This is a genomic window from Cognatishimia sp. SS12, from assembly GCF_028369055.1.
Classification (GTDB): domain Bacteria; phylum Pseudomonadota; class Alphaproteobacteria; order Rhodobacterales; family Rhodobacteraceae; genus Cognatishimia.
Map to the genome: position 1 here is coordinate 148875 of NZ_JAQNCZ010000001.1, position 20015 is coordinate 168889.

The window sequence follows — 20015 nt, forward strand, 5'->3', positions numbered from 1 at the left end:
CAGCCAAGCGAAAGGAGCGCGACATGACCGGGACAGCATGGCGCAGCCAAGCTCGAGATCGGGGAAAACGGGCCTTGCGATTGCGAGACCGCGCCTAAACGCGCGCACGCCCCCCCTCACAAAACAATAAGGACGATACGATGGAACTCTCATTAGCCGCTTTGGCGGGCAATCTTCTTGCGCCTACCATTCTGTTTTTCATTCTTGGTTTGATTGCCGCGCTGGCACGCAGTGACCTCAGCATCCCAGAGGGCGCGGCCAAGATCATGTCGATTTATCTTTTGATGGCGATTGGCTTCAAAGGCGGTGCCGCCGTGGCGCAGACCGGGATCAGCGGGCAGTTGATCGCCACTTTGGTGGCCGGGGTCATCCTGTCGTTTGTATTGCCCTTCGTGGCCTATGCGCTCTTGCGGGTGATGACGAAGCTGGATGCTTTGAACGCGGCGGCGGTGGCGGGGCACTACGGGTCCATTTCCATTGTCACCTTTGTGACGGCGGTGAGCGTGCTGGACGGCATGGGCGTCACATCAGAAGGGTATCTGGTGGCGGTGGCCGCCGTGATGGAAGTGCCCGCGATCATGTCTGCGCTCTGGCTTGCGGCACGCAAGGGCGGCGTGGCGGCGATGGATTGCGGCCTGATGCGTCACATTATTGGCAATGGGTCCATTGTCCTGTTGATCGGTTCTTTCGCGATTGGGGCGATCACTGGCCAAGAGGGTCTGACCCAGCTTGAGCCGTTCATTGTTGTGCCCTTCACCGGGGTTCTGGCGGTGTTTCTATTGGATATGGGGCTGTCCGCGGGCAAAAGCCTGCTGCAAAACCGCAAGGATATCTCAGGCGGTGTGCTGGCCTTTGGCTGTATCATGCCGGTGATCGGCAGCCTGTTTGGCTGGGTGGCCGGGGCGCTTTTGGGGCTGAGCACCGGCGGCGTGTTCCTCTTGATGGTGCTCAGCGCGTCTGCATCCTATATCGCCGTACCTGCGGCCATGCGTCTGGCGCTGCCGCAGGCCAAGGCGGGGATCTACCTGTCGCTGGCACTGGGCGTGACCTTTCCGTTTAACCTCACGCTTGGGCTGCCGCTGTATTATCTGATCGCCACATTCGCCTGATCGGCGCAACACACTAAAAAAGGGGCAGCCACGGCTGCCCCTTTGTCGTTCATCATCGGATAATTGGCGGATCACCGGTTCATGCGGTTTTCGATCAGGTCATCCACAACCGCTGGGTCCGCCAGGGTTGATGTATCCCCCAAGGCTCCAAAATCATTTTCAGCAATCTTACGCAGGATGCGGCGCATGATTTTGCCGGACCGGGTTTTTGGCAGCCCCGGGGCCCATTGGATCAGATCGGGGGAGGCGATGGGGCCGATTTCAGAGCGCACCCAACCGCGCAGCTCTTTGCGCAGCTCTTCGCTTGGGGCCTCACCAGACATCAGCGTCACATAACAATAAATGCCCTGACCTTTGATATCATGCGGATAGCCGACAACAGCGGCTTCGGCGACCTTTGGGTGGGCCACAAGGGCGCTTTCCACTTCGGCGGTGCCCATGCGGTGGCCAGAGACGTTGATCACATCGTCGACCCGGCCCGTGATCCAGTAATCGCCATCCTCGTCGCGGCGACAGCCGTCGCCGGTAAAGTAATACCCGGCGTAGTCCGAGAAATAGGTCTTTTCAAAACGCTCATGATCGCCCCAGACCGTGCGCATCTGCCCGGGCCAGCTGTCTTGGATGCACAGCACGCCTTCGATCCCATTGCCGTCAATCACCGCGCCGGTGGTCGGCTCCAGCACCACAGGGGTCACGCCAAAGAAAGGTTTCATCGCAGCGCCGGGTTTGACCGCATGCGCCCCGGGCTGCGGCGTCATCATGTGCCCGCCCGTTTCCGTCTGCCACCAGGTGTCGACAATCGGGCAGCGTTTCTGGCCAACAACCTCGTTGTACCAATTCCAGGCCTCAGGGTTGATCGGCTCGCCGACCGTGCCCAAGAGGCGCAGCGCGCTGAGGTCGCACTTTTCGACGAATTCATTGCCTTGCCCCATCAGCGCGCGAATGGCCGTGGGGGCGGTGTAGAACTGGTTGACCCCGTGCTTTTCGCAGACCTGCCAAAAGCGGCTGGCGTCGGGGTAGGTGGGCACGCCTTCGAACATCAGCGTGGTCGCGCCGTTGGCGAGCGGGCCATAGACGATATAGCTGTGCCCCGTGACCCAGCCAACATCTGCCGAACACCAGAAGATATCGCCGTCCTTATAGTCAAACGTCAGCTCATGGGTGAGCGACGCATAGGTCAGATAGCCGCCGCTTGTGTGCACCACGCCTTTGGGCTGACCGGTGGAGCCGGAGGTATAAAGGATGAACAGCGGGTCTTCTGCGTTCACCTCAACGGGGGCGCAGTCTGTGGCCGCTTTGGCCGCCAGCGCGTTATAGTCGCAATCGCGGCTGTCGTCCCAAGCAGTGTCAGCGCCGGTGCGTTTGACCACCAGACATTTGACAGCGGCCCCGCAGGACTTCAGCGCCAGATCGGCATTGGCTTTCAGCGGTGTCGCCTTGCCACCGCGCGGCGCGAAATCTGCGGTGATCACGACTTTGGCGTCGCAGCCATTGACCCGTGCAGCCAGCGCCTCGGGCGAAAAACCGGCAAACACCACGGAATGAATCGCGCCAATCCGCGCGCAGGCCAGCATGGCATAGGCCGCTTCGGGGATCATGGGCAGGTAGAGCACCACCCGGTCGCCTTTGGTGACGCCCAGATCCTTCAGAATATTGGCCATGCGGCAGGTGTTGTCGTGCAGCTCCTGATAGCTAATGTGCTTGGCGGCCTCATTTGGGTTGTCCGGCTCCCAAATGATGGCTGTTTGTTCCGCGCGGTCGGCCAGATGGCGGTCGATGCAGTTGGCCGAAACGTTCAGAGTGCCGTCATGAAACCATTTGATATGTACGTTCCCAAGCTCAAAGCTGACATCCTTGACCTGTGTGAACGGTTTGATCCAGTCGATCCGCGCCGCTTTTTCACGCCAGAATGCCTCTGGGTCCGCGAGGGAGGCGGCGTACATCGAGTTATAGACCTCTGCCGTCACTTGGGCGTTGTCGGCAAACTCGGCGGTAGGTGGGAAAATCGGTGAGGTCATATGTGATCCTATCTTATCTGACGCACGGCCCATGGGGCCGGGGCGCCTCTCCTCTTCAGATGTCGGGATAATCAGCGCGTCGCCGAAAGTTTTCAAGCGCCAGTTGGCGCGACGCGCGACCCAAGCGGCAGGGGGGCGGTCTGTCGCGGCACCGCACTGGCGAGATTGCGGCGCACGGGGACCGGGCAGGCGGTCGCCTGATCAGTCCTGATTGGCCCCGGATTGTGCCAGATAGTCCACTTGTGGGCGCAGCGCGTCGAGCTGATAGCCCCCTTTGGCCGCCGCCATGAAGAGATCATCGGTGGGCAGCCGCCCGGCGTGACCCAGAATCCAAGCAACGGTCGAGCGCGTGCCGCTGGCGCAATAGGCCAGCACCTTGCCATTGGCGGCCTCCAGCGTGTCGCGTTGCAGGCGCAGTTTTTCTTCGGTCATACTGTCATGTGTCAACGGATTGAGCACAAATGTCAGCCCTGCGGCCGCCGCCGCCTGTTGCATGGCAGCGGCTTGAAGCGGCGTCGGCACCTCTGCGTCCGGGCGGTTGCAGATGACGCAGGAGAACCCAAGCTGCGCAAGAATCGAAACGTCTTCCACGGCAATCTGTGGCGAAACGTAATAACGCGGGGTGATTTCGCGAATATCCATGCGCTGTGCTTACTCTGCAGGAACCAGCCTGTCCAGCGCGCTGCGCAGTTGCGGCGCGACAAACATGCCAGTGACCATGGCGACAAAGAACACCCAGACCGGCCAACCGCCAAAACTCAGCGCGGCCATGGCTGGACCAGGGCAGAGGCCCGCCAGTCCCCAGCCCATCCCAAAGAGCACGGAACCGATAATCAACTCACGGCCAAGCTTGGGCGCGGGTTTGGCCGGGAAGCTGCCGCCGAGCAGCGGCTTGCGCCCACTTGTCATCCGCCAGGCCACGGCCATTGGCAGGATCGCGCCCCCCATCACAAAGGCCAACGTTGGATCCCAATTGCCAAAAACATCAAGCCAGCCTTGAACTTTGGTGGTGTCGGTCATGCCCGAGATCAAAAGACCAAGGCCAAACAGCCCACCTGCGACAAAAGCATAGAGATGGCGCGTCATCTTAGATCACTCCCAGCAGATGGCGGAAAACAACGACCGACAGGCCGCCCGCAAGGATGTAAAATACCGTGGCCACAATGCCCCGCAGGCTGAGTCGCGAGATGCCGCAGACCCCATGCCCCGAGGTGCAGCCATTTGCGATGCGTGTGCCAATGCCAACCAATAGGCCCGCAGCAATCAGTACAACAATGTTTTCGGTCGCATGGGTCTGCACATCGCGCAGCAGCGCGGCGGCAAGCAGCGGCAATAAAATAAGCCCGGCCAGAAACGCCAGCCGTTCGCGCCCGGTGTCATGCCCGCTGCCATCGACTAGCCCGCCAAGAATGCCGCTGGCCCCCATAATCCGGCCATTGGCCAACAGGTACACAGCCCCGCCCAGGCCAATGATAAAGCCGCCAATTAACCCGTAAATCCAATCTGGTTGCATGTTTTCCCCTCTCAGAGCTTGTTGATCGGCACCTTGAGAAAGACGTCACCTTTCTCGTCCGGCTCTGGCATATTGCCCGCGCGCATATTGACCTGCAGCGACGGGATGATGAGTTTTGGTTTAGCAAGTGTGGCGTCGCGCGCATCGCGCATCTCCACAAACTCGGCCTTGGATGCCCCGTCGCCGATATGCACGTTCTCGGCCTTTTGCGCGGCAACCGTGGTTTCCCAGGCAAATTCCTCGCGTCCGGGGGCTTTGTAATCATGGCCCACAAAAATTCGGGTTTCATCCGGCAGACTCAGAATTTTCTGGATCGACTGAAATAGCATCTGCGATGAGCCGCCGGGAAAATCACAGCGCGCGGTGCCAAAATCCGGCATGAACAGGGTGTCACCCACAAAGGCGGCGTCGCCAATGACATAGGTCAGGCAGGCCGGCGTATGGCCCGGTGTATGCATGACATTGCCGCGCATCTGCCCGATCATGAATACGTCGCCTTCGACAAAGAGCTGATCAAACTGGCTGCCATCCCGCTGAAATTCGGTGCCTTCGTTGAACACTTTGCCAAAGGTGTCCTGCACCACGGTGATGCGATCGCCGATACCGATTTTGCCCCCCAATGCGTCCTGAAGATAGGGGGCCGCTGAGAGGTGATCAGCATGCACATGCGTTTCCAGCAGCCAATCCACTGTCAGGTCATTTTCTTTGACAAACGCAATGATGTCATCCGCCGACGCGGTGTCGGTGTTGCCGGAGGCATAGTCAAAATCAAGCACGCTATCGATAATCGCGCAGCTGCGGCCATTTGGGTCGGCGACGACATATGACACTGTGTTTGTCGCCTCGTCGAAAAAGGCGGTGACATCTGGGGCCATGGATATCTCCTATCGTGACTATCATATTCGATTAAATGAATATGTTTAAGAAGTGAGCGCTTCTTTGCGGTAAATCAAGGTGATTCCGCAGGAAGTGTGAAAAAAGATTCGCGAAGCTTAGGTATTGAAGTTAACATAACCAAGAGTTCTACGAGGAGAGGGCGTAGAATTTATGCACAACGTGTTCGGATTATGCGGAAAAAACGGAATCTATCTCCGTTTGCCCTTGCGTATTCGATTGTCGATCCCCTAGACCAAAGGATAGGCAGACACGTTAAAGTTGAAGAGTTCTATTGGGAGGTTGAACTTGTGAATGTATCCGATCTTGTTGAAAAGGCTCATGGAATTGCGTCCAATATCACCAAATCCGAGGGCGGAATGCGCTATGAGTTGCACGAACAGCTTCACCGTACGCTTGAATTGATCAAGCTGCGTGGTGGTAAGGTGCCGGGCGCTTTGCGCCGGCTTGATCTGGATCTTGTCGATGAGGCGCTGGAAGCACAGTTTGACAATATGCCTGTTTAGCCAATTGGTTAGCCTCTTGTCAGACCGCCGCTGCTATTTAGTATCGAACTAACACTTTGCAGCGCAGTCAAATGGCAGGAGGGCAGCTTTGATCGAAACCCGCATTCACGGACCGGTCGCCATTCTGGAGATGCACAACGAGCGCGATGCATATGTGTCGCGCTCTTTTTGTGCCTCCTTGTCTGATGCGCTGCGTCGGGCACTCGAAGATGAGACCGTGGCCATTGTCCTGTTGACCGACACCGATGGGGCGCTGGCGCAGGGCACAGATATTTCCGCATTGTCCGACCACCCCCGCCGCGGCGCGCTGCGCCTCGTGCTTGATCTGATTGAGGGGGCCAGCAAACCTGTTGTGATGGCCCTAAAGGGGGATGCGCTTGGCACTGGGGCCGAACTGGTCCTTGCCGGACATTTCCGACTATTTGCGCCCGGCGCGCGGCTTGGGTTTCCTGATATCCATCTTGGCTTGCCACCGGGGGCCGGGGCCAGCCAGCGGTTGCCCCGTCTGGTCGGGGCCGATGCGGCGCTGAAACTCTTGCTGAGTGGACGCACCGTGGCGGCATCTCGGCTTGGCCCGGTGCATGATGCCGAAATCCCCGGGGATTTTGCCCATGGCGCGCGCCTCTTTGCCGAAGGGTTGGTGTCCGAAGATGTGCCGCCATTTCCCGTCTCTGGCCGCCGTGATGGCCTTGCCGACCCATTCGCCTTTCAAGAGGCCTTGCGCGCGCATCGAGCGCAGGCTGAAGAGTTGGGGCAAGCGGGGGCGGATATTCTGCGGTGTGTCGAAGCGGCACTATTGCTGCCATTTGATGCCGGGCTGACGCTGGAGGATGAATGCTTTCAAAACTGCGCCGACCGCCCACGCCCGCGTGCCCTGCGGCATCTGGCCTTGGCTGAACGTGCGGCGCAGCGCCGCGCCGCGACCTTGGCGCAAAGCGGCGGTGCCGGGGGGGCAATTGCGATCATTGGCGCAGGCGCTAGCGCAACAACCCTGACCGCCCGCGCCCTATTGGCAGGGCTGGATGTGCGCCTTCTGGACCCGACGCAGGACCGCGCAGGCCAGATGGAGAAGGATATTTGGCTGCTCACGCAGCAGAGGGAGGGGCTGGTCAAGGCGGATTTGGCTGATCAACTCAGCATGGTGCAGTCCCTGGCAGACTGCGCCGCCGCAGACTTGGTGCTCGTCGCGTTGGATCAACCAGCGCCCGAGGTGCTGCGCGTGTTTGAAGAGTTGGGGTATCTGGTGCCGGGGCATTGTGTGTTGGCCAGCGCCAGCGCTGAGGTTGGGCTGGAAGACTGCGCCCATGCCAGTGGTCGCGCGCCGCAGGTCATTGGCTTGCATCCGCTGAGCGCCCGGAATGATCCAACAGCGATGATGCTGGCGCATAGCGCAACAACCGCCGGGTTTGCTCTCGCGGCCGGGGCCGGTCTGGCGCGTGATCTGGGGCTCGTCGCGGTGCCGGTCACGCAAATCGATTGCTCACCTTTTGATCTGGCGCAGCTCGCGCTCTGGCAGGCGGCGGATCGCCTGCTGCGCGACGGGGCCTCTTGTGTCAGTGTCGATGCTGCGATGCGGTCCTTGGGGTGGACGCAGGGTCCGTTTCAGGCGCTGGATGCGCGGGGGCTGAACAGGGCGCTGATGCGCGCACGGCGCGTGATCGGCGCAGATGATTTGCACCTGCCGATTGTCAGCGCACTGGCCGAGGCTGGTCTGACGGGGCAAGAGGCCGGGCAGGGCTTTTATTCATATGACGCAGAGACCGGCCGCGCCGTACCCAGTACTGCTGCCAGCAAGATCATTCAGGCCCATCGCGACGACGCGCGGCAGCGTATTTTGACCGAAGACATCCAGATGCGCCTGCTGGCCGCGCTGTGCAATGTTGGCGCAAAGCTTGTCGGTGAGGGCCAAGTGAGCAGCCCCGCTGGTTTTGATTTGCTGATGGTGCATGGCGGCGGCGTGCCGCGGGCGCTGGGCGGGCCGATGCAGGCGGCGGATGCGGCGGGTCTTTTGCGCATACGCAACGCATTGGTTGGCACAGCGCCTTTGCTTATGCCGCAAGAGCTGCTGAGCCAACTCATCAAGAACGGCCAGCGTTTCGCGGATCTGAATGCTGCGGTGGCGCTTAGCTGAGGAAAATGCCGAGGGTGACAACCATCAGCCCGATGACCGACAGAAACAGCGACCCCAGGTTCAAGGGCATGACTTTCTGAATGGCCACGCGCATTTCCTCGTCGCTAAGGGACTGACCGCGCAATTTGATGACTTTGACGATGGACCAGATCAGACCGGCGAGGCCGATGACCGATACGAATGCGCCACCCCAGATGAGCCATTCCATGCTGATTTGTCCCCTTTTGTTTGCTGAAAACCGCCCTACCGGATTGCGTCCATGCCCGCAAGTGGATGGGGCAGAATGCGCGCTTGCAGGGGGCTGGCCTGCCGGTTAGGGTGCGCGCCAAAGAGAGACAGGAGAAAGCATGTCCGACCAAGTAACCGAGGCGAATTACCGCGTGACCGCAGACGAACTGCGCCAATTTATTGAGCGTATCGAGCGTCTGGAGCAGGAAAAGAAAGATATCATGGATCACCAGAAAGAGGTGATGGCCGAAGCCAAGGGGCGCGGCTATGACACCAAGGTGATGCGCAAAATCATCGCGCTGCGCAAACGTGACCAGAACGACATTGCCGAAGAAGAGGCGGTGCTGGAAATGTACAAAGAAGCGCTGGGCATGAGCTAAAGCGCTTGGATGATCCGCGTTGAGAAAAGCCCCGGTTTCCGGGGCTTTTGTTTTTTCAGGCCCCGGGCATGGTCAGGGGCTGATGAATTTCACATAAGGCAGGCTTTGGATGGCAAAGACATCTTCGTCATAAAGCTCTGTCAGCGTGTCGACATGCATGTCGGTCCAGCCGGGATAGTCCACTTCCTCTTCCAGCATCTCTTCGGCAGCAAATTTTTCCAGAAAGGCGGCGATCACGCGGCGTTTTTGGATTTCGGACATGCCGGGACGTTGGGCGAGAAACTCGGTGAAGCGTTCAAAGCCTTCCGCGCTCATCAATTCCTTGAGGAAGTCATGTGTGCCCTCGAGTTGGAACATCGGGTCAACGCCAGCAATCTCGCGGATCACTTCATCCCAGATCAGCGGCGTATCTTCGTTGCACCAGGCTGTGATCTGCAGATGCGGAAATTCCGCGTGGATTCGACCCAGAAACTCTGACCAGCGCAGCTGCATCGGGTCGCTGTGTCCGATCAACGTTTCAATATCTTCGCCGGGATGGTTGACCAGCAACCCCTGAATAAAGGTCGCCGGATTGCAGAGACCATAAAACAATTCGATTTCCGCCCCGTCAAACAGCCGCTGCAGCGCGTCAATGCGGTTGAAAGGGCCGGGAAAAAATTGATCATTGCCGACAGAAGCGCGGGGAATGCCCAAAAACGTGTCGTTGGATAACACCACGCGATCGGCCTGTTGATCACCGATCACCTCACGCAGATATTCGGCGCGCAGCGCGTCATCGCCGGTGCCGTCCTTGAACCGTGTCAGCACCGGGCGCATGGTTTTTCGGTAACTGGACGGGCGCGGGATGATTGTGCCAATTTCGGCCAAGGCCTCGCGATTGCTGCCCAGACAGAGCTGCAGCCGGTTTTCATCCGTGTAGGGGGCACCAAAGTGAAGGGCGACCTGCATCAAATTCGCTTCTTTCTATTGCTTTAGCTTACAATATAGCTTCGATTCTGGACAGTGAAACCAGATTAAGGCAACAGGGCGGCATGAAAGCACATTCCTTGAATCTGAACCCGCGCTCTGCGCTGGGTCTGGCGCTCAATCCTTGGTCACTTGGCGCCTTGGTGATCTGTACCATTGTGCTGGTGCCGATTGTGACCGTTGCGGTGCTTGCGTTTTTTCCCACCGAGAATATCTGGCCGCATCTTCTGGCCACCACTTTGCCGCGCTATTTGACAACCACGCTGGTTCTGATGCTCAGCGTCGGGTTGCTGGCGGCCTGCGTTGGCACCGGGGCGGCCTGGCTCATTACACGGTACCGCTTTCCGTTGAGCCGTTGGCTGGAGTGGCTGCTGCTTTTGCCGCTGGCGATCCCCGCCTATGTCGGGGCCTATGCGCTGGTCGATTTTCTGGAATATGCCGGGCCGGTGCAAACCACGCTGAGGCAGATTTTTGGCTGGCAGACATCGCGCGATTATTGGTTCCCGGAAATCCGCTCGATCGGGGCTGCCATACTGGTCTTGGCAGCGTCGCTCTTTCCCTATGTCTATATCCTGACCCGCGCCGCGTTTAAGGAGCAGTCAGGATCGGCCGAAGAGGTGGCGCAATCTTTGGGGGCAGGGGCGGTTGGCCGGTTCTTGCGTGTCGGGTTGCCGCTGGCGCGCCCTGCGATTGCGGCCGGCGCGGCCATTGTGATGATGGAAACAGTCAATGATTTTGGCACGGTTGACTATTTTGCGGTGCAAACGCTGACTACCGGCATTTTCAACGTCTGGCTCGAAAGCCATAATGTGGGCGGCGCGGCGCAGATCGCTTCGGTCGTGCTGGTGCTGGTGATCTTTCTGGTCACGCTGGAAAAAGTCAGCCGCCGCAAAATCAAATTCTTCAACCTCTCCACCCGCCATCGCCCGGCAAAAAAGACCGACCTTCGCGGCATTTGGGGGTATGGCGCAATGGTGGCCTGCCTGATCCCATTTCTGTTTGGTTTTGTGTTGCCTGTCACCGTGATCGGGCATCATGCGCTGGAAAACACCGAACGCTGGAGCGAACCTGCGCTGATGCGCGCGCTCGGCAATACGCTGACGGTTGGTGGGATCGCGGCTGTGGTCACGGTGCTGGCGGGGGTGTTTCTGGTCTATGGCGTGCGCCTGTCGGGGCGCAGCCTGCCGCGTCTGTTGCTGCCGCTGACGACCATCGGCTATGCCGCACCGGGTGCAGTTCTGGGGGTGGGCATTCTGATCCCGCTTGCGTTTCTGGATCACCGGTTGGCCGACATGCTTGAGGTGCTGTTGAACCGCCCGGTGGGTCTGCTGCTGACGGGGTCTGCCTTTGCGCTGGTGCTGGCCTATGCAGTCCGGTTCTTTGCCATTGCGCAGGGCGCGGCGGATGCGGCCATGGGGCGGATCTCTCCAAGTTTGGATATGGCGGCCCGCTCGCTTGGGCGCACGCGGGTGCAGGTGCTGCGCGAAATCTACGTGCCGCTGATCCGCGGCTCTGTCGGCTCTGCCCTTTTGCTGGTGTTTGTGGATTGCGTCAAAGAGCTGCCAGCCACCATGCTGCTGCGCCCGTTCAACTATGAAACACTGGCGACGCATGTGCATGACCAGGCCAGTTTGGAAAACCTGGGTGATGCCAGCCCCGGCGCGATTATGATTGTCTGTGTCGGGTTGGTGGCTGTTTTGCTGCTGGCGCGGGCCAATCGCTGATCCGCGCCAGATGTTGCGTCACTTGCCGCTGAGCGCAAAGTCCCAATAAAGGTCGCGCGCGCGTTTGCTGATGGGCCCAAACTCTAGCGCGCGGTCCTGAAACTTTGCCACCGGCATTACCTTGGCGATATTGCCGGTGCAGAAAATTTCTTCGGCGGTTTCAAAATCTTCCACTTTCAGCGTGGTTTCATGCACGACGATGCCATCGGCACGCAAAAGCGCAATCACGCGCTGGCGCGTCAATCCATTGAGGAAACAGCCGTTTGGCACCGGGGTGAACACTTCGCCATCTTTGATCAGGAACACGTTGGTTGACGCGGTTTCAGCCACATTGCCATCAATATCAAGCGACAGCGCGTTTGAATATCCGCGCGCGCGCGCCCAAGCCATGATGCGCCCGTTGTTGGCATAGAGCGAACCAGCCTTGGCTTCGGTCAGGGCCATGTCCTGCCGCGGGCGGCAAAACGGCGCAACGGTCAGGGAAAACCCTTCGGGCTTGGGCATCGGCAGTTCTTCGATGCAGACCGAAAAGGTGGCAGAGTCAGGCACCAGATCGATGATGCCCGGGCTGCTTTCGGTCGCCCACATCATCGGGCGAATATAAAGTTCTGCGTCATCGGCATAGGTCGCGACGCCTTCTTTTACGATCTCGACGATTTCATCGCCGGTGATCGACGGCGTCATGCCAAGCGCTTCGGCAGAGCGGATCAGCCGGTGGCAATGCCCTTCAAGATCCGGCATCACACCCTGAAATTTACGGGCACCGTCAAACACCTGCGAGCCAAGCCATGCCACATGATCTGCCGCGCGAATGACCGCCACATTGCCGTTTTGCCAGGTGCCGTCAAAATAAGTGCGCAGGTTGTCGCTCAGTGCCATTGTCTTCTCCCCTTGAGCATTCGCATTACCGCGTTCCTAACGCTGCGGCAGGTCCGACTGCAAGGGCTAGCGTGCGCGCGCGCCGCAACGACGGCGCGTCACGGGATCAGATTGGCAAGAGGGGTTGGTTGTTGCGCTTGTGACGCGCCACGAGGCGACGTTGGTTGCGCGGCGTTGCAATGACACGCGCTGGTGCAGCCTCCGCCATCGCGCCGATCTCAGGGAACAAGGCCAGGATCTCTTCGCGCGCGTCAGGACTGATGGTTTTCAGCGCTTCGGCCCCGGTGAGCAGACTTTCAGAGGGGGCCCCTTCGGCGAAAATCACCTCATGCTGGTCAAAGAGCAGATGGTGATAGGCGACGCTTTCGGCCTCAGTATCGACAAAAATGCCGGGCAGGGCGGTCAGCCGAATGGCAGAGACCAGTGTCTCAGAGGTGCCAAACATGCGCTCTGCGATACGGGATTGCACCAGCATGCGATGTTGGCGTGACACCAACAGATCGCGTTTGGGCAACCCGCCGCCAAGCGCGCCGGCCACGATACGAATGGGGCGCAGTTTGGGATTGTCGGCAAGATGGGTGGCCTGCAATTCACGGCGCATGTTCATCACCAATCTGCGCGCGTGCCCATTGTGGGTTAGAACTTGATCCCCGGCAATGAGGTCCTCGACCGCAATATCGCCTTTCTTGGTGCGGATCAGCGTGCCTGCCGCAAAGCAGACCACTTCGTCATAGTCCCAGCCGGTGCTGTGGCTTTGATAGCGACCAAGCCGTGCGCCTTCGGTGAAGGCAGAGCCTTCTTGCGGGGCGAAATACCATCCACCGTCTGGCGTGTAGAAAAAGTTGAAATCTTCGACGTGTTTGTTGTTGTCGGTATCTCGAAAATTGATCGAAATCTTGTAGGGCGAGCCCCCGGTCACATTGGCGCTGCCGCCGTCGATACTGACGGTTTCGTTGGAGTCACTGCTGCCCCCCACAGAGGCGTCATCATCGTTGAACACCGCAGTGTGGGACTCATTGTAGGTCGCGTTGTATCCTGTGCCGCTCCACTGGAAAACGGTCATCGTATATTGTGGCATCTGCTCTGCCTTTGATCTGTTGCCCTTTAATGGGTCTTAAAGCTGGGTTAATTTTAAGTGAATCCAGCGCGTTATCCAAGAAATTTTCTGCAGTTTTTCCAGCGCGTCGCGATTTTGCCCTACTGCGATGGCGTTTTCCTTCTATGTTGCAGGTATGGGACAAGAGGGAATGTGAACGGCATGAACCGATTTGTGGCACAACTCGCTGGCGGGATTAGCGCGGTCTTTGTGGTCGCCATATTAAGCGCGACGGTCCTGTCTGCGCAGTCTTCGGAGCCACCGCGCAAAATCTACACCTATGGCAACAGCCTGATCAATCACGGCTCGGGCAATGACAACACCACCGTGCCCCATTGGCTCGCCTATTTTGCTGATCAATCCGAGGTGCGCTTTCTGCTTGATGGCGAGGGTGTGTTCCTGAAGGACATGGACCTCAGCAAACGCCCCACCAGCGACTGGGGGTTTAAGAATGTCGATAGCGCCTGGACCCGGCAATATCGCATGTTTGAACAGGTCGGATACGAGAGCCTTCTGATGAACCCCACCAATTTTGTGCAATATCTGCCGCCTGATGCCGCCTATGAGGGCGACAACCCCGAAGGGCGCAGCCCGCTGTCGATCACCACGGCATTGATGCAGAGCTATGGGGCGGGCAAGCATCTTTATGTTTACGAAGGTTGGGCGGATATGGCCCCGTTTCTCTGGAGCTTTCCACCCGGCGCGCGTCGGCTTGAGAAATACCATCGGTTCAATCAGGGCGAATATCACGATTGGTACGTGGATTTTGTCGCCATGTTGCGCCGTGATCTGCCGGGGGAAAATGTCACGTTGATCCCCGTTGCCCGCATCCTGGCGCGGGCGTTTTTGGAGACCAAACTGGGCCAAATCCCGGTCACAGACCTCTATTCGGATGACGCGCCCCATGGCACGGCGACGCTGTATTTCATGGCAGCGGCGATCACCTACGCCGGTCTTTTTGAAGAGCTGCCCAAACTGGGCGCGCGTCCACAGGATGTGCACCCCGAGGCGATTGCAAATTTTGAGGCGCTGACAGCGCTGATTGCCGAAGAAATGCCTCTGAAAACTGCGGCCGCGACTGAGGCCGCTCCAGAAACACCTGTGCAGGCCGCCGAGGCTGCACCGCTGGACGATCTGCCTGCGCTTGGCATGGGGCTGAACGGCATTTCCGATTGGTCGCCACAGGTGCCTTTTGTCAATCACATGAAATCGGCGCGCCAATGGGTCGGGCATCTGCCCGGACAATTTGGCGGCTGGGGCCATGCGGATTTTGCCGCTGGCGGGCATTTGGATGCCCATGGCTGGCCGATCCGCCTGCCCGAAGAATTGGACCGCATTGAAACCTTGATGCTGACCGATCTGACCGAAGAGGCCGCGTTGCAATCAGGCGTATACCGCCTGACCTATGAGGGCAGTGGCAAGCTGGATATTGCCGGGCGGGTGCGCGCGCTGCGTTATGGTGAAGGGGAAATATGGTTCCGCTTTCAACCCGGCGATGGCGCGGTTGCAGTGGTGATATCGGAAACCGACCCTGAGGGCACGGGTGATTACATCCGCAATATTGCGGTGGTGCGCGAAGACCAGATCCCGCTTTATGAGGCCGGGGTGATCTTCAACCCGGAATGGGTGCAGCACATTCAGGATATGCGCCTGCTGCGCTTTATGGATTGGATGTTCACCAACGGCTCCCCCAAGGTGACGTGGCAAGACCGCGCCGCGCCGGAAGACTACAGTTATACGTGGCGCGGCGCGCCCGCTGAAATAATGCTGGCGCTGGTCAATCAGGTTGGCGCAGACCCATGGTTCAACATGCCGCACCAGGCCGACAATACCTATGTCGAAAACTTCGCAACCCTCGTGCGAGATCAGTTGCGCCCGGGGCTGAAGGCGCATGTGGAATATTCCAACGAGGTCTGGAATTTTCAGTTTGAACAAGCGCAATACGCCGCCGCGCAGGCCGTGGCGCTGTGGGGCGAAGCGGGGCGTGACAATTGGATGCAATATGCCGGACACCGCGCTGCCGAGATTGCCGAGATTTGGAATGCGGTCTTTGACGATGCGGCTGAGCACCGCCTGACCCATGTGCTTGGGGTGCACACCCATTGGCCGGGCTTAGAAGAGCAAAGCCTGTTCGCCCCTCTTTCTGTTGCCTCGGGCCGCCCCGCGCCGGTGACATTTTTTGATGCCTATGCGGTCACGGGGTATTTCGGGCTGGAGGATGAAAGCGCCGCCTATGCCGACAAGATCTTGGGCTGGGTCAAAGAGGGGCGTGAAAGCGGGCAGGGTTTTGATGTGGCAACCCGAAATTTGGCTGCTGATATACGGCGGCATGCGCTGAACACGCTGATCAACGAGGCCTGGCCCTACAACGCCAAGGTCGCTGCGCGAAATGGCTTGGCGCTGATCATGTACGAAGGCGGCAGCCATGTGGTCGGGCGCGGCGCGCAGGTTGATAACGAAGCGCTGACCGAATTCTTGACGCACTTTAACTATACCGATGAGGCCGCCGCGCTTTACGAAGAATTGCTGGGCGCTTGGCGCGCTGTGGGCGGCACGGTGTTTACCGCGTTTGTGGATGTGGCGCGCCCGTCCAAATGGGGCAGTTGGGGGGCGTTGCGCCATGTGAGCGACAGCACCAAGCGCTTTGATGTGCTGCGGGACTATAATCGCGACGTGCCACTGCCAAGTGCAGGCCGCCGGGCAGAGGATTTTGCCCATGGCAGCCTGCAACGCGCAGAGGATCAAGGTGCCGAGCTGGTTGGCACGCCGCTTTCTGACATTTTGCTGGGGCAGGGCGGGGACGATCTGCTGATCAGCGCAGGCGGTGACGATCATATCCACGGCGGCGCGGGCGTTGACCATGCGCTGCTGCCCGGGTTTCTGGAGGAATACCAGTTTTTCCGCGAAGGCGCGCGTCTCAGGGCAGTGGGGCCTGCTGGCACGGTGCGGCTGTTTGCTGTGGAAACCCTGGCTTTTGACAAGGCACCCGAGGTGATCCTGTCGGTGTCAGATTTCTTCTGACACCCGCAGATCCAACGCTTCGCGGGCGATGACCTCAGCGCCGCGATCGGAGCTGAATTGCGCCAGAATGCGTGCGCGTCCGGCCTTGCCCAGCCGCATGGCGTCTTCGGGGTTTGCGACCAAAAGCGAAATGGCAGAGGCCAGCGCCTCAGGATCTCGGGGTGGCACCAGCAGACCGTCGACCCCGTGGCGGATCAGCTCTGGCACCCCGCCGGCATCGGTGCCGATCGTTGGCACCTCGCAGGACATTGCCTCCATATAGGCGACGCCCAGCGGTTCATGCCAGCTGGCCAGCACAAATAGATGTGCATTCAGCAGCGCCCGGCGCACCTCTTCGGCGCTGATCGCCCCCATGAGACGCACATGATTGCCCAATTCGAGAGTTTCAATCTCGGCCTCAAGCACGCTGCGATATCCGCTGCCGCCTGCATCATCCTCGCCCGCAATATCAAGGCGCACGTTCATCCCCTGATCACGTAGCCGGCGCACGGCCTGCATCAATTCGAGATGCCCCTTGACCACGTTGAGCCGTGCGCAGCTGAACAGCCGCAGACTTTCGCCCGGCTGGGGCGGGCTATAGGGCATATCCCGCTGCAACGTCTGCGGATCTACCCCCATCGGCTGCACGAAGAGCTTGGCGGGCAGGTCAGACCCGAGCTGCTCGGGCAGTTCGGCCCGCAGTTTTTCGGTAATCACCGTGGCGAATTTGGCATGGCGCCATTTCAATCGTTGGCCTGGGCCATAATCAGACATCGGCCCATGCAGGGTCAGGCTGTAGCTCGGCCCGCCCATCTGTTGCGCCAGCATTGCAACCAGCGCGGCGCGGCCGCACGAGTGCACATGCACATGGGCAATCCCCTGCGCCGCGCAACTCTCCTTGAGCTTTTGCGCGGCGGCTGTGGTCATCGCCAGATCCTTGGCCAGCGCTTTGCCTTCGCGCAACACGTCTCGCGCCCAGATCAGCGGCGACAGCCCCATGGCCCCGGTCGCCGCAGCCAGAGGATCGATCTTGCCCAGATATGTCGTGCGCACCATGGCCTCTTGGCTCCAGGCGTGGGAAATCAGCCCTTTGGGGGGTCGTTTTGTACTGAAGAGCGCCACAGTGTGGCCCATGCGTTCCAGCGCAAGGATCTCTCGCCAAAAGAAAATATGGGTCTGTCCGGGAAATTCGGGTATCAGATATCCAAGCGTTGGCGATTTTGTCACGGCGAGGCCCCTGTATCATCCGGTTGGGTTTACCAAAGCAGGCTGATGGGTGATTACCATAGGAGAGCCGGAAATCCGAGCAGAATCAAGCCAGTAAAAGGCGGAATTTGGTGAAAACGAGCATCATCATCCCAGCAAGTAACGAAGCGCTCTGGATGAGCGCCTGTCTTGAGGCGGTCCTGGCCTCAGAAAGATTGCAAGGCGCGCAGATCATTGTCGTGGCCAATGGCTGTACGGACAAGACCGCCGACATTGCCCGTCGCTATGCGGTGCTGGCAGAGGAAAAGGGCTGGGCGCTTGACGTGATCGAGCTGAAGATTGGCAATAAGCTGCATGCGCTGAACGTGGGTGATCACGCCGCCAAGGGCGACATTCGCATCTATCTGGATGCGGATGTGCGCGTAAGCCCACGGCTGTTGTGGCAGATGGAGCGTGCGCTGGATCGCGACACGCCGGCCTGGGCCAGCGGGCAGTTGCAGATGGCGGCGGCCAGCCGCGTCAGCCGCGCCTATGCGCGCTTTTGGTCCAAAGTCCCCTTCATGGCGAAATCCGTGCCCGGTGCCGGGCTGTTTGGTGTCAACAAGGCCGGGCGGGCCCGTTGGGAGGATTTTCCCGACATCATCTCTGATGACATGTTTGTACGGCTGCATTTCAAACCGCGTGAACGGCTTGCCGTGCCCGGAACCTACATCTGGCCAGTGGCCGAGGGTTGGAAAAACCTGATCAAAGTGCGCCGCCGCCAAAACGCGGGCGTTGCGCAGCTTGCCGATCGATATCCGCGATTGATGCAGCACGAAGACAAAGGCCAAATGACTAAGGGCGAGCTGGCGCGCGCGGCCAGTCAGCGCCCGCTGGGGTTCTTGGTCTATGGGATTGTCTCCGCCATCGTGCGGTTTACCAATGATCCCGCTGCCCAAACCTGGAGCCGCGGTCGATGAGCGCGGCGCAGAAATCCGGGATCATGACCCGTGCGCGCGGGCTGCTGACAGGCGAGGCCTTCAGCGCCCGGCTGATGCGGGGCGCGGCGCTGACCGTGGCCGGATTTGGCGCGGCGCAGATTTTGCGTCTGGCATCCAACCTGATTTTGACCCGGCTGCTGTTTCCCGAAGCCTTTGGCATGATGACGCTGATCTATGTGTTTTTGCAGGGGCTGAACAATTTTTCCGACGTCGGGGTCAAACCCTCGATCCTGCAAAGCAAACGCGGCGATGATCAGGATTTTCTGGACACGGCCTGGACCATTCAAGTCATCCGGGGCTTTTTGCTGTGGGGCGTGACCTTTGCGCTCGCCATTCCCGCAGCGCGGTTCTTTGATGCGCCGCAGATGACCCAATTGCTGCCTGCAGTGGGCCTGACGCTTGTCATTTCCGGCTTTAACCCAACACGCATGGAAACCGCCAACCGCCATCTCAAATTTGGTCGCCTCACGGTGATTGACCTTGGCGCGCAGGTTGTTGGTCTGCTTGTCGCGCTGGCTTTCGCCTACCTGCTGCAATCAGTCTGGGCGCTGGTCATTAGTGGCATTATCGGCGCTTTGGCGCATCTGGTTCTGGCGATGCTGTTCCTGCCGGGACAGGCCAATCGCTTTCGCTGGGAACCGGCGGCGCGCGATGAGCTGATCCATTTTGGCAAATGGATTTTTCTCAGCACGCTGATGGGGTTTTTCCTCAGTCAGGGCGACAAGATTATCCTGGGTAAATACCTGAACCTTGAGATCCTGGGGATCTACAATATCGGCTATTTTCTCGGCAGTTTTCCGCTGGTGCTGGGCATCACTTTTATCGCGCGCCTGCTGATCCCGATTTATCGTGAGAAACCACCAAAGGAATCGCGGGCAAATTTCAAGAAATTGCAGAAAATGCGCTTTCTGCTTTCAGGAGCGCTTTTGGCGATGTTGTTTGCTGTTGGAGGGCTTTCCACCTGGCTGGTCACGACGTTGTATGACCCGCGTTATGTGCTTGCATCGGGTATCTTGGTGGTGGTCGCATGCGCGCAGCTTCCGCAATTGATCATTTTGACCTATGATCAAGCAGCTCTGGCGGCAGGGGACTCACGACGCTTTTTCGTGCTGATTGCAGCACGCGCGATCATGCTGCTTCTGGGGTTGTTGATTGGGGTCGAATATTTCGGTCTGCTTGGTGCGTTTACGGGGCAGGGGCTTGCGATGCTTCTGGTCTATCCGGTTGTGATCTGGCTGGCGCGCCACCAAGGCACCTGGGACCCGCTGCATGATGCGTTTTTTGCGGTCGTCGGCGGGGGCTTGATGGCAGTTGCCCTGACCTTGAACTGGCCCGCGGTTGCGGCGCTGATCGCCTTGAATTCGCCTTGATCTGTCCCAGTTGCC

The 20015-nt window shown here is 59.3% G+C and carries 18 protein-coding genes; 8 read left to right on the forward strand and 10 right to left on the reverse strand.

Translation table 11 applies throughout. The annotated features are described in order from the left end of the window. Nucleotides 1-140 precede the first annotated feature (140 nt). On the forward strand, nucleotides 141-1109 hold the full coding sequence (locus N6L24_RS00775) for a sodium-dependent bicarbonate transport family permease (protein ID WP_271842737.1): 969 nt from the start codon (nucleotides 141-143) through the stop codon (nucleotides 1107-1109). Between the two features lie 71 nt (nucleotides 1110-1180). Here N6L24_RS00775 and acs read toward each other — a convergent pair whose 3' ends face one another. The 5 genes from acs to N6L24_RS00800 all read right to left on the reverse strand — a co-directional run bounded on the left by acs (nucleotide 1181) and on the right by N6L24_RS00800 (nucleotide 5515). Then, nucleotides 1181-3127: an acetate--CoA ligase gene (acs, locus tag N6L24_RS00780; protein ID WP_271842738.1), complete on the reverse strand. Its 1947-nt coding sequence runs from the start codon at nucleotides 3125-3127 to the stop codon at nucleotides 1181-1183. Nucleotides 3128-3328: 201 nt separating this feature from the next. Beyond that, a complete protein-coding gene (locus tag N6L24_RS00785) occupies nucleotides 3329-3769 on the reverse strand; it encodes a TIGR01244 family sulfur transferase (protein WP_271842739.1) in 441 nt (146 codons plus the stop codon). A 9-nt stretch (nucleotides 3770-3778) separates the two neighbouring features. Continuing rightward, nucleotides 3779-4213, reverse strand: coding sequence for a DUF6691 family protein (locus N6L24_RS00790; protein ID WP_271842740.1), 435 nt, complete (start codon nucleotides 4211-4213; stop codon nucleotides 3779-3781). A gap of 1 nt (nucleotide 4214) precedes the next feature. Further along, nucleotides 4215-4640 (reverse strand): YeeE/YedE family protein, encoded by a 426-nt coding sequence (locus N6L24_RS00795; RefSeq protein WP_271842741.1) that lies wholly within the window; start codon nucleotides 4638-4640, stop codon nucleotides 4215-4217. An 11-nt stretch (nucleotides 4641-4651) separates the two neighbouring features. Further along, nucleotides 4652-5515, reverse strand: a complete 864-nt coding sequence (locus N6L24_RS00800; RefSeq protein ID WP_271842742.1) for an MBL fold metallo-hydrolase — start codon at nucleotides 5513-5515, stop codon at nucleotides 4652-4654. Nucleotides 5516-5824: 309 nt separating this feature from the next. Between N6L24_RS00800 and N6L24_RS00805 the strand changes: the two genes are divergently transcribed. Together N6L24_RS00805 and N6L24_RS00810 are read left to right on the forward strand one after the other, a co-directional pair. Beyond that, nucleotides 5825-6040, forward strand: a complete 216-nt coding sequence (locus N6L24_RS00805) for a hypothetical protein (protein WP_271842743.1) — start codon at nucleotides 5825-5827, stop codon at nucleotides 6038-6040. An 88-nt stretch (nucleotides 6041-6128) separates the two neighbouring features. Continuing rightward, complete coding sequence (locus tag N6L24_RS00810) at nucleotides 6129-8171, forward strand: enoyl-CoA hydratase-related protein (RefSeq protein ID WP_271842744.1); 2043 nt, start codon at nucleotides 6129-6131, stop codon at nucleotides 8169-8171. Here N6L24_RS00810 and N6L24_RS00815 read toward each other — a convergent pair. Then, nucleotides 8164-8379, reverse strand: coding sequence for a hypothetical protein (locus N6L24_RS00815; protein WP_271842745.1), 216 nt, complete (start codon nucleotides 8377-8379; stop codon nucleotides 8164-8166). The two genes, N6L24_RS00810 and N6L24_RS00815, sit on opposite strands and share 8 nt — an antisense overlap. Nucleotides 8380-8518: 139 nt before the next feature. On the opposite strand from N6L24_RS00815, the gene N6L24_RS00820 reads away from it, so the two are divergent. Next, entirely contained in the window at nucleotides 8519-8779 is a 261-nt protein-coding gene (locus N6L24_RS00820; protein ID WP_271842746.1) for a DUF2312 domain-containing protein, read from the forward strand. Between the two features lie 72 nt (nucleotides 8780-8851). Here N6L24_RS00820 and N6L24_RS00825 read toward each other — a convergent pair whose 3' ends face one another. Further along, nucleotides 8852-9727: a hypothetical protein gene (locus tag N6L24_RS00825; protein WP_271842747.1), complete on the reverse strand. Its 876-nt coding sequence runs from the start codon at nucleotides 9725-9727 to the stop codon at nucleotides 8852-8854. Nucleotides 9728-9810: 83 nt separating this feature from the next. Between N6L24_RS00825 and N6L24_RS00830 the strand changes: the two genes are divergently transcribed. Beyond that, nucleotides 9811-11469 carry an ABC transporter permease gene (locus tag N6L24_RS00830; RefSeq protein ID WP_271842748.1) on the forward strand — a complete coding sequence of 553 codons (1659 nt, stop codon included), beginning with the start codon at nucleotides 9811-9813 and terminating at the stop codon, nucleotides 11467-11469. Nucleotides 11470-11487: 18 nt separating this feature from the next. On the opposite strand, the gene N6L24_RS00835 is transcribed toward N6L24_RS00830, so the two are convergent. Further along, entirely contained in the window at nucleotides 11488-12348 is an 861-nt protein-coding gene (locus N6L24_RS00835) for a branched-chain amino acid aminotransferase (protein ID WP_271842749.1), read from the reverse strand. Nucleotides 12349-12454: 106 nt separating this feature from the next. Then, nucleotides 12455-13426 (reverse strand): Hint domain-containing protein, encoded by a 972-nt coding sequence (locus N6L24_RS00840; RefSeq protein WP_271842750.1) that lies wholly within the window; start codon nucleotides 13424-13426, stop codon nucleotides 12455-12457. A gap of 180 nt (nucleotides 13427-13606) precedes the next feature. Here N6L24_RS00840 and N6L24_RS00845 point away from each other — a divergent pair, with 180 nt between their 5' ends. Continuing rightward, on the forward strand, nucleotides 13607-16465 hold the full coding sequence (locus N6L24_RS00845; protein ID WP_271842751.1) for a calcium-binding protein: 2859 nt from the start codon (nucleotides 13607-13609) through the stop codon (nucleotides 16463-16465). Here the strand turns inward: N6L24_RS00845 and epsE are convergent. Next, nucleotides 16451-17671, reverse strand: a complete 1221-nt coding sequence (gene epsE, locus N6L24_RS00850; RefSeq protein WP_271842752.1) for an exopolysaccharide biosynthesis GT4 family glycosyltransferase EpsE — start codon at nucleotides 17669-17671, stop codon at nucleotides 16451-16453. The genes N6L24_RS00845 and epsE overlap by 15 nt on opposite strands. A 110-nt stretch (nucleotides 17672-17781) precedes the next feature. On the opposite strand from epsE, the gene N6L24_RS00855 reads away from it, so the two are divergent. Next, nucleotides 17782-18609 (forward strand): glycosyltransferase, encoded by an 828-nt coding sequence (locus N6L24_RS00855; RefSeq protein ID WP_334312304.1) that lies wholly within the window; start codon nucleotides 17782-17784, stop codon nucleotides 18607-18609. Further along, on the forward strand, nucleotides 18606-20000 hold the full coding sequence (locus tag N6L24_RS00860) for an oligosaccharide flippase family protein (RefSeq protein WP_271842754.1): 1395 nt from the start codon (nucleotides 18606-18608) through the stop codon (nucleotides 19998-20000). The genes N6L24_RS00855 and N6L24_RS00860 overlap by 4 nt, the downstream gene beginning before the upstream one ends. Nucleotides 20001-20015 lie beyond the last annotated feature (15 nt).

Excerpts from the sequence above, each read along its gene's own strand:
- N6L24_RS00775 (WP_271842737.1), top strand. The coding sequence starts at position 141 with ATGGAACTCTCATTAGCCGCTTTGGCGGGCAATCTTCTTGCGCCTACC.
- acs (WP_271842738.1), bottom strand. The coding sequence starts at position 3,127 with ATGACCTCACCGATTTTCCCACCTACCGCCGAGTTTGCCGACAACGCC.
- N6L24_RS00785 (WP_271842739.1), bottom strand. The coding sequence starts at position 3,769 with ATGGATATTCGCGAAATCACCCCGCGTTATTACGTTTCGCCACAGATT.
- N6L24_RS00790 (WP_271842740.1), bottom strand. The coding sequence starts at position 4,213 with ATGACGCGCCATCTCTATGCTTTTGTCGCAGGTGGGCTGTTTGGCCTT.
- N6L24_RS00795 (WP_271842741.1), bottom strand. The coding sequence starts at position 4,640 with ATGCAACCAGATTGGATTTACGGGTTAATTGGCGGCTTTATCATTGGC.
- N6L24_RS00800 (WP_271842742.1), bottom strand. The coding sequence starts at position 5,515 with ATGGCCCCAGATGTCACCGCCTTTTTCGACGAGGCGACAAACACAGTG.
- N6L24_RS00815 (WP_271842745.1), bottom strand. The coding sequence starts at position 8,379 with ATGGAATGGCTCATCTGGGGTGGCGCATTCGTATCGGTCATCGGCCTC.
- N6L24_RS00820 (WP_271842746.1), top strand. The coding sequence starts at position 8,519 with ATGTCCGACCAAGTAACCGAGGCGAATTACCGCGTGACCGCAGACGAA.
- N6L24_RS00825 (WP_271842747.1), bottom strand. The coding sequence starts at position 9,727 with ATGCAGGTCGCCCTTCACTTTGGTGCCCCCTACACGGATGAAAACCGG.
- N6L24_RS00830 (WP_271842748.1), top strand. The coding sequence starts at position 9,811 with ATGAAAGCACATTCCTTGAATCTGAACCCGCGCTCTGCGCTGGGTCTG.
- N6L24_RS00835 (WP_271842749.1), bottom strand. The coding sequence starts at position 12,348 with ATGGCACTGAGCGACAACCTGCGCACTTATTTTGACGGCACCTGGCAA.
- N6L24_RS00840 (WP_271842750.1), bottom strand. The coding sequence starts at position 13,426 with ATGCCACAATATACGATGACCGTTTTCCAGTGGAGCGGCACAGGATAC.
- N6L24_RS00845 (WP_271842751.1), top strand. The coding sequence starts at position 13,607 with ATGAACCGATTTGTGGCACAACTCGCTGGCGGGATTAGCGCGGTCTTT.
- N6L24_RS00860 (WP_271842754.1), top strand. The coding sequence starts at position 18,606 with ATGAGCGCGGCGCAGAAATCCGGGATCATGACCCGTGCGCGCGGGCTG.